The 11,991-nt window shown below is 42.6% G+C and carries 15 protein-coding genes; 6 read left to right on the forward strand and 9 right to left on the reverse strand.

Annotation, left to right across the window (positions count from 1 at the left end):
- The first annotated feature begins 751 nt into the window (after positions 1-751).
- From WD019_RS20705 to WD019_RS20720, 4 genes are all read left to right on the forward strand, one after another.
- Positions 752-2,230 carry an FAD-dependent oxidoreductase gene (locus WD019_RS20705; protein ID WP_425712682.1) on the forward strand — a complete coding sequence of 493 codons (1,479 nt, stop codon included), beginning with the start codon at positions 752-754 and terminating at the stop codon, positions 2,228-2,230.
- A gap of 51 nt (positions 2,231-2,281) precedes the next feature.
- Complete coding sequence (locus WD019_RS20710; RefSeq protein WP_425712683.1) at positions 2,282-2,878, forward strand: TetR/AcrR family transcriptional regulator; 597 nt, start codon at positions 2,282-2,284, stop codon at positions 2,876-2,878.
- Between the two features lie 421 nt (positions 2,879-3,299).
- Positions 3,300-3,878: a PadR family transcriptional regulator gene (locus tag WD019_RS20715; RefSeq protein ID WP_425712684.1), complete on the forward strand. Its 579-nt coding sequence runs from the start codon at positions 3,300-3,302 to the stop codon at positions 3,876-3,878.
- A 14-nt stretch (positions 3,879-3,892) separates the two neighbouring features.
- The gene (locus tag WD019_RS20720; RefSeq protein ID WP_425712685.1) at positions 3,893-4,345 is read left to right on the forward strand and encodes an SgcJ/EcaC family oxidoreductase; all 453 of its coding nucleotides are present in this window, start codon (positions 3,893-3,895) and stop codon (positions 4,343-4,345) included.
- Positions 4,346-4,392: 47 nt separating this feature from the next.
- On the opposite strand, the gene WD019_RS20725 is transcribed toward WD019_RS20720, so the two are convergent.
- From WD019_RS20725 to WD019_RS20765, 9 genes are all read right to left on the reverse strand, one after another.
- Complete coding sequence (locus WD019_RS20725; RefSeq protein ID WP_425712686.1) at positions 4,393-4,992, reverse strand: dienelactone hydrolase family protein; 600 nt, start codon at positions 4,990-4,992, stop codon at positions 4,393-4,395.
- 231 nt (positions 4,993-5,223) lie between these two features.
- Complete coding sequence (locus WD019_RS20730) at positions 5,224-5,703, reverse strand: GNAT family N-acetyltransferase (RefSeq protein ID WP_425712687.1); 480 nt, start codon at positions 5,701-5,703, stop codon at positions 5,224-5,226.
- Between the two features lie 218 nt (positions 5,704-5,921).
- The gene (locus WD019_RS20735; RefSeq protein ID WP_026677883.1) at positions 5,922-6,329 is read right to left on the reverse strand and encodes an NUDIX hydrolase; all 408 of its coding nucleotides are present in this window, start codon (positions 6,327-6,329) and stop codon (positions 5,922-5,924) included.
- A 265-nt stretch (positions 6,330-6,594) separates the two neighbouring features.
- Entirely contained in the window at positions 6,595-7,002 is a 408-nt protein-coding gene (locus WD019_RS20740; RefSeq protein WP_425712688.1) for an SMI1/KNR4 family protein, read from the reverse strand.
- Between the two features lie 67 nt (positions 7,003-7,069).
- Positions 7,070-7,297, reverse strand: a complete 228-nt coding sequence (locus tag WD019_RS20745) for a hypothetical protein (protein WP_425712689.1) — start codon at positions 7,295-7,297, stop codon at positions 7,070-7,072.
- Positions 7,298-7,454: 157 nt separating this feature from the next.
- Positions 7,455-8,204, reverse strand: a complete 750-nt coding sequence (locus WD019_RS20750; protein WP_425712690.1) for an ABC transporter permease — start codon at positions 8,202-8,204, stop codon at positions 7,455-7,457.
- A gap of 1 nt (position 8,205) precedes the next feature.
- Entirely contained in the window at positions 8,206-8,967 is a 762-nt protein-coding gene (locus tag WD019_RS20755) for an ABC transporter ATP-binding protein (RefSeq protein WP_425712691.1), read from the reverse strand.
- A 169-nt stretch (positions 8,968-9,136) separates the two neighbouring features.
- Positions 9,137-9,478: a DUF1048 domain-containing protein gene (locus tag WD019_RS20760; protein ID WP_026677878.1), complete on the reverse strand. Its 342-nt coding sequence runs from the start codon at positions 9,476-9,478 to the stop codon at positions 9,137-9,139.
- Between the two features lie 58 nt (positions 9,479-9,536).
- Positions 9,537-9,857, reverse strand: a complete 321-nt coding sequence (locus WD019_RS20765; RefSeq protein WP_026677877.1) for a PadR family transcriptional regulator — start codon at positions 9,855-9,857, stop codon at positions 9,537-9,539.
- 412 nt (positions 9,858-10,269) lie between these two features.
- On the opposite strand from WD019_RS20765, the gene WD019_RS20770 reads away from it, so the two are divergent.
- Both WD019_RS20770 and WD019_RS20775 read left to right on the forward strand, forming a co-directional pair.
- The gene (locus WD019_RS20770; RefSeq protein WP_026677876.1) at positions 10,270-10,491 is read left to right on the forward strand and encodes a spore germination protein; all 222 of its coding nucleotides are present in this window, start codon (positions 10,270-10,272) and stop codon (positions 10,489-10,491) included.
- A gap of 237 nt (positions 10,492-10,728) precedes the next feature.
- Positions 10,729-11,595, forward strand: a complete 867-nt coding sequence (locus WD019_RS20775; RefSeq protein ID WP_425712692.1) for a hypothetical protein — start codon at positions 10,729-10,731, stop codon at positions 11,593-11,595.
- Positions 11,596-11,991: the final 396 nt, after the last annotated feature.

Consider the following 11,991-nt stretch of genomic DNA (forward strand, 5'->3'; position numbering starts at 1 on the left):
GATTTATTGTCGGAACTCCACTGTTTATTGTCCAAATGCCATGAAAATAGCACCACACTACCACATTTGATCCTGTTTTTTGCTTCTATTTTTTTATTTTTTTTTACAAGCGAATTCTAGAAAGCTGAAAGGGCACTAGTTAGTTATCTATCCCGTTGAAATGCCGCAGTGGAAAAAATTCTTTCCACTTCGGCATTTATTATCCTACAATCATCGATGACGGCCTAAGCGGCGGCATGCAAATTAAACCTTAGCTAGTACGCCTTCTTCGGCTAATTCTATTAACTGCACCAGTTCTTTTAAAGAAGTTCCAATAATCATATCACCCATGGTACCTCACCCTATTGAAAAAAGAAGGATTACTCCTTCTCTCAATCTATCATATGCAAATCCTATTGCCAGGCCTATCACCTAACCGATATAAGAAGAATTCTTCTCGATTGATTAACTGGCCCGCTTACAGAACATCGTTATTCCAGCGGTTCCGTAATACACAAAGTTCCTAATCGTCCTGCCTTAGGTGCCACACTATATTAGAAAATCACAAAAAAATCCATCTTGAATAACAAATCAAAATGGATTTTATGTTGCCTAATTTGCGAAAATACAGTTGACAGCACCAGAATGTTGATATAACATTAAATTGACTGATTGAGTCAATCGAAAAAATATTAGCTACAGAACTTTGTTCATACTGAAAAATTTTTTTGTACAACAATTGACTGACTAAGTCAATCTAAAATCAGGAGGAATGATGACTGTGACAACAAATCCCAACATAAGCAATGCCATCGTCATTGGTGGAGGTATGGCCGGATTAATGACCGCAAGAGTACTCTCGGACCATTACAAAGAGGTGCTGATCGTCGAAAAAGATGACTATCCCTCTGAGCCTGACCTTCGTCCGGGCACTCCACAGGCTTTTCATCCACATCGTTTCACGGCACGCGGAAAGTTGATCACCGAACGGCTATTTCCAGGATATGAGCAAGATTTGGTAGCACAAGGTTCCCCTTCATCTTTTAACAAAACCGTTTATTTCATGAACCAGCACGGGACCCTTGAAATGAAGTATGAGCGGAATGACATAAAGTTCAGCAGAGCAGTGTTGGAATGGGTCATACGCCAACGTGTGAAAGCCATTCCTAACGTGCACCTCCTGACTAAACACGATGTACTCCGGTTGTTAACGACCCCTGATCGATCAGCGATTACCGGCGTTCTGACTAGAGATCGCGATCAATCAGGGCAGGAGAAAACGCTCATCGCCGATCTTGTGATCGATACAAGCGGACGTTCTTCTAAACTTTCGGCATGGCTTAACGAGTTGGGATACGAGGTACCGAAGCCGGATCTGTTGAAGGTTTCGCTCGGTTACAGCACCTGCCGGTATAAAGTGCCTTCACATCTAACGCATTTGATCGACAAATGGGACGTTATTAACCTTCAAGGCCAGCCAGAAAGCGGTACTTATACAAGTGTGTTCTCCTTTATTGAGAACCAGATCGCCGAAGTGCTGCTCTACCGCCCGGGCGGGATCTATCCTCCGACAGATGCTGCCGAGTTTGAACAGGCAGTAGCACAGCTTCCAAGCCCGATCATTGCGGAAATCGTGCGCGATCTGGAACCGATCACCGCTCCCCGGGGTTTCCGGGTTCCGGAGCTGTACTGCCATCGCTACGAGCAAATGAGCCGATGGCCTTCCGGATTGCTCGTCCTGGGAGACGCTTACTGTATATACGACCCGATCTTCGGCCAGGGCATGACCGTCGCCGCGATCAGTGCAGAAATACTGGAAGCCTGTTTGGTAGAAAGAGGCTGCGATTTCCAGCCCGACTGGGAGCACGGCGTTCTTCGCAAAATTAAAGAAGCGATCGAGCCTGCCTTCTGGCTGAATTGCACAGCCGATCTGCGGTGGGAAGGTGTCGAATACGAAGGTTCAGATACTCGCGCCGGGAATGCGTTTAGCCGGGAGTATATGGAGCTGTACCTTAAGCATGCTATAACTAAACCTGATTGGAAGCTCTACGGGCTTTATTGGGCTGTGAACACGTTGTCAGTATCCCCCCGCCACATATTCAACCCGCAGACAGCAGTCCAGGTTCTGTCCGCATCGACTGAAGGAAAGCGGCTGCTGTCCGGGCTTACGGCGAAAGATCGACGGTCCGTTGAGACGATACTGGATGAGTGGCTTCCACGGTTTTCGGAAACACCGTTCAATTTGAACTGATTTGATATACTGGTAGTAGATCTTACTATAGGCGAAAAGGAGTACACGACATTGGCACCATTAAATGACGAACAATTGCATCAAATCCGCGATGAACGAAGAGAGCAAATTAAGGCGGCCGCCATCCAGGTTTTTGCCCGTAAAGGCATCATTAGCGCGAAGATGAGCATGATAGCGGAAACCGCGGGCATCAGCAACGGGCTACTTTACCATTATTTCAAATCGAAAGATGAATTGTTCATATCGCTTGTTGAAGAAGCGATGGCCGAAACGGAAGCGGCCATCCAAAACATCTATGAACTGCCGGGCACACCTATCGAGAAAATTAAGGCATTGACGGCCGAAATTCTCGACGAAAGTGGCGAACCGTATTTCATGCTCATCCACCAGGCGCGTACATCGGACGGTGTGCCCGAGAAGGTTAAGCAGCTTCTCGAACAGTATTCGATGGATACTTTTATCGATAGGTTGCTTCAGTTATTCCAGGAGGGCCAACTGGCCGGAGAATTCCTGGAAGGTGATCCAAGAGAGCTAATTGCCTGTTATTTATCGGTCCTTTCCGGCATCATGGTCATCAATTCGAGCGGGATTGATGACTATCGGATTCCGAAAGCCGATATGCTGCTGCGGCTGATTGCCCGTTCGTGATAGATTGCACACAAAAAAGGAGGATTCGGTAACAATTGGTCGAAGTTCCTTGCCCAATAGACCCTCCCTACATCCGCCACTGGCACGCTTTTTTAAACAATTACATGTGCTATAAGACCCTTCAAGCTAAACATTAATGAATGAGCCGTTTCTGAAAAGCAAGAGAAAGGCATGCTCAATAAGTTTACGTCACCTATTTAAAAAAAAACGCTATTTTTCCTAATTCATTTACGGAAACAATAGCGTTTTTTGTAATTTTTCAGGCCAAACAGCCGCAATTTTACAACGTTAGAAACATCAAGAAAGCACATTTGCTTAAAAGAATGCGTAACTTTTTTCATTTTTCAGTTGACAAAAATAAAAAAGCAGCATATAGTTTTATTAAAACCGTTTTAAAAAAACTAAAAAGAGGAGCTTGATTATGTATGAACTTCTTGTCCTTTCGTTATTAATGAAATTTCCATTACATGCTTATTTGATCTCCAAAATATCGAATGACACGATTGGCCCATGGGAACAAGTAAGCAGAGGCACGCTTTCAACATTATTAAGCAAGTTAGAAAAAGCCGGTTTGATTCAAGAAGCCGCCGACCCGGACACTGTCCCTTTTCCGACGGATCGGCCATCTCGTACGTTTGAAATAACGAAAAAAGGGAGAGATCGTTTTTACGAGTTAATGATGGATACCAAAAAAAATCTCGGGAATTATCAAAAAATTTTCCACATAAAATCCATTAACTTGGACTTCTTAAGCGATGAAGATCAACTCTATTTAGTTAATCACTATATAACCTATTGCCAAACAGCCATTGATCATATTAAAGCACAGCAAGTAGAATTTGATGAAAATCCTGAACAAGTGAAGTCCATTCAAGATTCTTCGTTTTACAGGACGATCGAGAGTTTAATGCATCTGAATAGAGAGCAATGGAATCTGGAAAAGCAATGGGCAACTCATTTAAAAGAACAACTTATGATGAGCATTGAAAAACGAAAATAGAAAGGGGCATTCAAATGACACAAGTATGGACAGCGGAAAAAGAAGAAATCAATGGCTTGTTTAATGAATTGTTTTCGGCGTGGAGTCACGGGGATGGAACTGCATTTGCGAATTGCTTTACGGAAGATGTGGATTATATTACTTTTTTCGGACAGCATCTAAAAGGACGGAAAGAAGTGGAGAGTTCCCATCAAGAATTATTTGATGGCGTATTAAAAGGGTCACAAATGAAGGGGCGGATCACGAACATTCGTTTTCTTAATGATGAACTGGCTATAGTCCACTGCATAGGAAATACGAAAATGCCAGGCCAAAAAAATTATTCTGAGAAAAGAGAATCCATTAATACCAATGTCGTAGTTAAACAAAATGGAAAATGGAAGATCACTTCTTTTCACAACTGTCGGATAAAAGAGCCCAACTTTTTTATAAAATGGCTGATGAAAAAAGGCAAAAAGAATAAGTAAAAACACGGATACTGCCAGAAGCTGCTTTTGGCAGTATCCACAGTTTTTCATGATTCATATTTTTGAAAAAAATCAGCCATTTTATTGAAAGCCGCCTTTGCTGAAGCGGCATTATAATTTGGGGAGAAAGGGTCACTAAACCCATGTTGTCCGTTACATTTATGTATCTCGATTTTCTTTTCTTCTAATGATACCATTAACTCGTCAACATTAAATGATGGCTCTTTTTGCGGAAAAAATAACATTGTCGGACATAATGGGTTGATTTCCATGTAATTCCTAATTCGAGAACCATAGTATCCGACAATTCCGTTAAGAGATTCTTCCTCGCTACACAGCCAGGCAACAGTTGCTCCCACACTAAATCCGACAATAAAAATCTTTTGATAGTTGTCTTTTGTATCTAATACTAATCGTTTAATTTTTTCCGAAGCATAGTCAAAACCTATATTTTCCATAAAATTGCGATATGCGATATCCTCCTGGGAATAATCAAAAGGTACTTCTTGTTTTAATAAATTGGGGCAAATGACATCAAATTTTTTTTCTGATAACGATTGACAAATATAATTCATATGTTGGTTACGTCCATAAATTTCATGAACAACAATGATGGCAGTGTCCGAATTATTCTGTATGTTTAACACCTTGTACCTCACAATGAATGTTTCCTCATATTATACATTAATAGTGTACTAGTGAACTAGCCTGAAGATCATTAAGTCGGTTCATATAAAAAGGCAATTGGACAAAGGGCTTTCTCCCTCCCGTTGCTTATTTGGCAACTACGAGGAGGGAAAATTGCCGTCCTGCTATTTAAATCCGACCACGAGTACGTTCCTGTCACGCCATAAACAAAAAGGCCGAAACATTAGAGATTAAGAAGTAACACTCTTTTTGTAATGAACAAGTGTTGCCTTTTCATTTAAGCTCTGTTTCCAGTTTTCTAACTGCTTGTAACCCATTTTTTCATACAAATAACAGTTGCGTTTTTCCTCTAAAATCGTCCGCAATTCCCATGTCGTTGCTTGCGGAAAGAGCTCCTCTAGTAAACGGAGCGCTTTCTGAGCTATCCCCTTCCCTTGGTACTCAGGCAAAATAAACATTGGACTGATCCAGAATTGTGTCTCTTCTCTCCAAAACACGCAAATCGCCCCTACAAGGACATCATCGAACAGTATTTTATAAAATCCTCCATTAGGATGATTGATCCTTGTTCGTACTCTTTCTATTGTTTCATTAGCAGGATTTGTATCGTAATCCTTATATTTTTCCAATAACGGTTTAAACGCCTTTACTTGAATATCAAAAATGGCCTCCGCATCTGTTTTTGTTGCTTTTTCCAATCGTATGTCCATCCAACTTCACCACCTAATTTATGTATTGTATTATTCCACAAGTCTCTCATTATTCCTTCTTCCAATAGCCCGCCCCTGTTAGGACAAAAAAAGCCGCCAAATCTGGCAGCGAAAATTAAGGCACTTGCCTCCAGTCGCCCTCTATGAAGGGTAAGCACCCACCCAAGAAAAATGGAGTTGCCGTTCGTTCTTTCATGGTGTTTTTACTAAAACTTTAATTAAAATTCGACGTAAAAGGGATGAAGTTTTTCGTTTAAACAATATTCAATTCTTTGCCTGAAAGTTTGCCAGGTTACCATTTCCAAAGCTTTTTCAATAGGAAAGAAACCTACTTCCAAACTTTCTGGAGAAGTTGTCAGCTCTCCACCAATTGGTTTTCCTAAAAACAATGTGTTACATATAGAACCGCTTACATTTTGATATATCCCACAAAATTTGATCACTTCAATTTCTATACCACTTTCTTCTTTTGTTTCCCTGATTGCAGCATCCTTCAGTGACTCTCCTTCTTCAACCTGGCCGCCGGGCATTTCCCACCCTCTTCGGGGACCTTTAATTAATAACATTTCATTTTGCTCATTAAGTACAACGGTTGCCGCTGAGACAATATGTTTTGGTGTTGTCATTTTTTAACCTCACATTATATAAATATACTAATCTAATTATTCCAAGTCCTGAACAAGCATATCTCTTTTTTTCAGGCCGTATAATCTCATCAGACATTTCACCAGTTTGTTTATAAAAAGCAGGCTTTAATGGCTAGTCTCTATAATAGTTTTTAGCAGTAAATCGGCCAATCCCAAAAAACGCCACCCTGGGACACTACAAATCGTTCCAACCAAATTTCAAAATTAGAATGTAGTTGAGCCGGCTCATCAATATCATATAAATCTACGAATAAAAGGTAGTTAGATTTTCTTCCGTTTGCTTAGTGTCGATACAAACATATCCTGTTCCATTTTGATAATAGCCTATAGGACACCAATGGTTAGGAAATTCCATCTCTTCATGAATGTTTTTGATTTCTTCTAAACGATATAGTTCTAATCCGCCGCCATATTCAGGATCATCAAAGATATTTGCTCCATTATGAAGAAGAAGGAAGTCCTTATAGTCATCAGGTAATTTCCATCCTGTGTTTTTTTCAAATGACAAGATATTTTCTTGGTTAGTAGACTCATTGAATTCACATATAACTTCTCCGACTTCCCCACCTTCAGATTGTAAGATTAGTTTTCCATTCACTAATCTCAATCTTTCTTTTAAACCATTTAAAGTTGATTGAATTAAACTGCCCATGAGCCACCTTTCATATCCATTTAATATCCATACCACCAATGAGTACCTTCTTTATGCAAGGGTTTTGTTAAAGGAAAAAAGTTGCCCATACTGTTATCTCCTCCGAAATGTAGTGGTCGTTCATGATGTATCCCAAGTTTACTCCAGCTCCATTTTGGTTTTCCATATTCTTATCATACCATTTGATAATTTTTTCTAATATCACTTTCCTTGGAACTTGGTCTTCTTTTTTTAACTTTTTCCATTTTGTAGTTGTCGAAATCATCATTTTTGCATGGTTATGTTCATTTGTCATAATAGGATACCCCTGATTGGCTGTCTTGCCGATTCTGCTTTCGCCGGGAAGGTTCGGGTGTCCCGTTCGGCTGGAAGTTTAAGTTTACATTTCGGAAGGCCAAAGAGCAAATGTAAATAAAAAAAGCAGCCCATAAGGCTGCTAATCCGCGGTGCACTTACCCTAACCGGCGTTTAAATGCTTTGCTGGCGAAGAAGTAAGCGATGACCATGATGCCGACGCACCAGGCAAGCGCGATCCAGATATCGTTGCCGACAGACCCTTCATACAAGAAAGCACGAATCGCATTCACGATGGAAGTCACAGGCTGGTTCTCGGCGAACGCACGGACAATTTTAGGCATGGTTTCGGTAGGGACAAAGGCCGAACTGATAAACGGCAGGAAAATTAGCGGGTACGAGTAGGCTGTGGCCCCTTCCATAGATCCTGCTGTCAAGCCGGGAATGACCGCCAGCCATGTCAGCGCCAGCGTAAACAGACCGAGTATCCCGGCTACCGCAAGCCAATCGAGAATACCGGCGCTGGAACGGAAGCCCATCAAAAGCGCGACGAGGATCACGACCACGATCGTAAGCGCATTGGAAACAAGCGAGGTCAGCACGTGAGCCCACAATACCGACGAGCGCTTGATAGGCATCGTAATGAAACGCGCCATCAGCCCGCTCTTTACATCCGTAAACAGCCGCACGGAAGTATAAGCAACGCCTGATGCGATAGCCATCAGCAAGATTCCCGGCAATAAATAATTGACGTAGTTGTCCGTTCCTGTCTCTATGGCACCGCCAAATACGTAGACAAACAGCAGCATCATCATAATCGGCGTAATCGCCACCGTAATAATCGTATCCGGGCTGCGCATGATGTTGCGCATTAATCGTCCTAGTAATACCCCTGTTCTACTTTTCATTTTACATCTCCTCCTTTTTGCCGATGATCGCGAGGAAAATTTCCTCCAATGTCGGCTGCTTCTCGATATACTCCACTACTGCTTTCGGGAACTTCTCTTTGAGTTCGGCAAGGGTACCGGTTGTGATAATTTTTCCGCCATGCAGGATGGCGATACGGTCCGCCAGTTGTTCGGCTTCCTCCAGGTACTGGGTTGTCAACAAAATGGTCGTGCCGCCGCCGGCAAGCTCCTTGACGGTCTCCCAGACTTCAATCCGCGCTTCAGGCTCAAGCCCTGTCGTCGGCTCGTCGAGAAAAATGACTGCCGGCGTCCCGATCAGGCTCATAGCGATGTCAAGCCGGCGCTTCATCCCGCCAGAATATTTATCCGCCCGGCGGTTGGCCGCATCAAGCAGGCTGAATCTTTGAAGCAGATTGTCGGCGACTTGAGCGGGATTGGAAACTCCCCGCAACCTGGCGATCATCATCAGGTTTTCCCTTCCTGTAAGCATGCCGTCTAAAGCCGCAAACTGCCCTGTCAGGCTGATCTTGTTTCGAACATGCTCCGGCTGACGCTGGACGTCATAGCCGCAAATAGCGGCTTCACCGCCATCGGGTTTCATCAGCGTCGAGAGAATGTTGACCGTCGTCGTCTTGCCCGCTCCATTTGAGCCCAGCAGCGCGAAAATTTCGCCACGCCGCACCTCAAAATCCACCCCCTTTAAAACTTCCTTGTCTTTAAAAGATTTTTTTAACCCTTTTACAGAAATCGCCGCATTGCTCATCCTTTTTTCCTCCTTATAAAAGTGGCTTTTGCCGAGCCAGGTTTCCACACTCCACTATTTAGTTAGACTGATAATCTGTATAACAGAATACCAGGTTAAAAATATGACTGAATAACGAAGTGACCATTCACATTTGTAACCAGCTATTCAGTCAGTAGGATCCATTGATTCACTTTTTTCCCAATCGTTTCATGATGCTCTCGTTCAACTCTTCACGATACTTGGCGACATAGGTTTTCGCGTTGGCCACGAGTTCGTCGGCAAAGGACGCCACGTCATCCCCGGTGATCTCCAGCACTTGTCTGCCTTCCGCCGCACCGGCTTCAAACAAATCGATTAATTCATACTGCATACGCAACATATCCATCCCGTTGCCCGCTGAGAAATTCCACATGTAGTTTTGGATTTTCTTAAAAACATACTGGTAGTCCTCTGGCAGGGATTCAACCCGTGCCATCATCATCTTGTATTCTTTTTTATCACCAATCATTTTTTTGAAGAATTCCATCATGTTATTTTTCCTCCCTTTGTTGTAAAGCCTAACAAGACACTCCACTATTTTTATGAAGTTAGATGGACTTTAAGACGTTGATTTTTGAGGATACAAAATCCCACTTTTTCCAAAACAACTCAAGTTCCTGGAGGCCAGCCTCATTAAGTGAGTAAAACTTGCGGGGCGGCCCCATATCGGACGGTTTCTTTTCGATGTTCACAAGTTTTTTCTTTTCTAATCGCACGAGGATGGTGTAGACCGTCCCTTCCACGACTTCGGTAAACCCGAGCTCGTTCAGGCGGCGGGTAATCTCGTAGCCATAAGTTTCATGGCGGCTGATGATTTCGAGCACGCAGCCTTCCAGCACGCCCTTCAGCATTTCAGTTAAATTCTCCATGGTCAGAACCTCCTTTCCGTTAAATTTTCATGGTCAGAGCCCCCTCAATTTTGTCTGACTTATATTCTGTATAACTTAGTACCAGGGAAAAATTTTTACTGAATAGCTTTTGAGGATCACACTATTCAGTAATGCTTATTACATGTATATCGTAACACTGAGTAAAAGTGATGTCAACTACTTTTCTTAAAAACATTTTTTCAACATCTTTATTCAGCGGTGTCGGTATCATAACACGGAAGTATTGAAACCTATTTAAAGAAGAACTTCCAAAGGTTTTGCCGTATTACAGGTAAAATGCGCATTTTCTAATCATTTGAATACAAATGATTTCCCTTTCACCTTAATCAATTGTTGAGCATATTTTAGAATAGGCATTGACCTAAGAATTTTTCAGAAAGGGGCGAATCACATGCCTTCGCTTGTTGTAGGTCAAATAAAAATTACGACTGTAGGAGATGGAACCGTAAATTTCGGGGATACGAGACATATTAATCCAAAAAATACAGCGAAATCTTACCTTGGTTCTGGTAGCGCTGTAACCGGAGATTTTCTAAAAACCTCTTCTTTTGTTAACTCCACAGCCACCGTAGATAATGAAGTAATTGATGCTGATGTTACAGGTGGCATCTAATGCGAGGTTTTTCACCGCGCATTCAAGATCTTCGAAAGCTGCAAAACCTGAAATCGCTTTCCTGAACGTAATCCCTTCTGGAAGTTGGAGGGGATTTTTACATCACTCCTCTATTTTATGAACTTCTTCAAAAGAGAGCGGTTCACCGGTCACCTCAAATTTTTTAAAACGTATGCCTCTTTTTTCGCCTAACTCTCTACTTACAAGATGAGAGATTATTTAGGGAGGAAGATGGCGATGAAATCTGGATACATTGAAAAGTATCAACTATTAAGCGAGTTTAAAACGGTGAAGGAATTTAACGAACATATTTGGCGGTTTCTTGATGACCATCGAACGGCGTTTTCAAAAAGCGAGTTGATCGCGTTTCACCAGCTGACAAAGTATAGCGTGAAAGTGATTGGTGTGTGCAATGCGAAAATTGGCACGCTTGTTTCCGCATCCCATAAAGAAAAAGGCGGCATCTCCCGCTCCACTTTCGAACGTATGCTCCGCAAAGCGAAAAAATTAGGCATTTTATCTGTTCATCATGCGCTCCGTCAAAAGGGCGGGTATGCCCATAATGTTTTTGTTTTCCATCGCTATGACGCACCGCTTGAGGAGAACATGAAGGATCGGCCAACTCCCGAAATCCCATGTCCTATAAGCAAAACAGAGGCAAAATCGGAGCCGGAAACTACTTCTTTTTTAGAAACTAATCCAATAAAAACTATAAAAAACGAATACATACGTAAGGAGAAGGCGCCTTCTTTGACGGAGCTTGATGAGACGTACTTGCCTGACTATATTCCGGAAGCATTTGTGAATTGCGTGAAACCCTTTTTCCCGGAAGCGGTAAACATCTATACTTTCTGGAAAAAGGCAAGGCTCGCCTATCACCAATTTGAGTTTAACTCGCCGCTTGAACTCATGGTAGCTACAGTAATCAAAGCCTTTAAAACGACCGTCTGGCAGTATAAGCGAAAGAAAATCAAGACAACCTTTGTCCAATACTTTTACGGCACGTTATACGGCCTATTCAGAGTGGAAAGACGACGCGAAAGGAGACGCGAACTGTCTTCGCTCTGGCCATTCAACTACAATTGGCTGGAAGCTGAGGGGTGATGTTGTTTGGAGGAACGGCGGAATGGTTAATCGGATGTAAAACAGAATAAATCTTGCGCCAGGACGTAACAGATACTCGACAACAGTTTATCCGTTCCGCATTTGTTCTTGAGTAGCGCTCTCTGAGACAGATTTCTGACTTCGGGACGCATTTTTGTCCTTGAGAAGCGCTCTCTAAGACAGATTTTTGCCTTTGGGACGCGTTTTTGTCTTTGAGCGGCGCTCTCTGAGACAGATTTTTGCCTTTGGGACGCTTTTTTTTCCTTGATCGGCGCTCTCTGAGACAGATTTTTGCCTTTGGGACGCTTTTTTGTCCTTGAGCGGCGCTCTCTGAGACAGATTTCTGACTTCGGGACACGTTTTTGTCCTTGAGTGGCGCTCTCTGAGACAGATTTT

Source organism: Fictibacillus sp. Mic-4, assembly GCF_049843615.1.
Lineage (GTDB): Bacteria > Bacillota > Bacilli > Bacillales > Fictibacillaceae > Fictibacillus_A > Fictibacillus_A gelatini.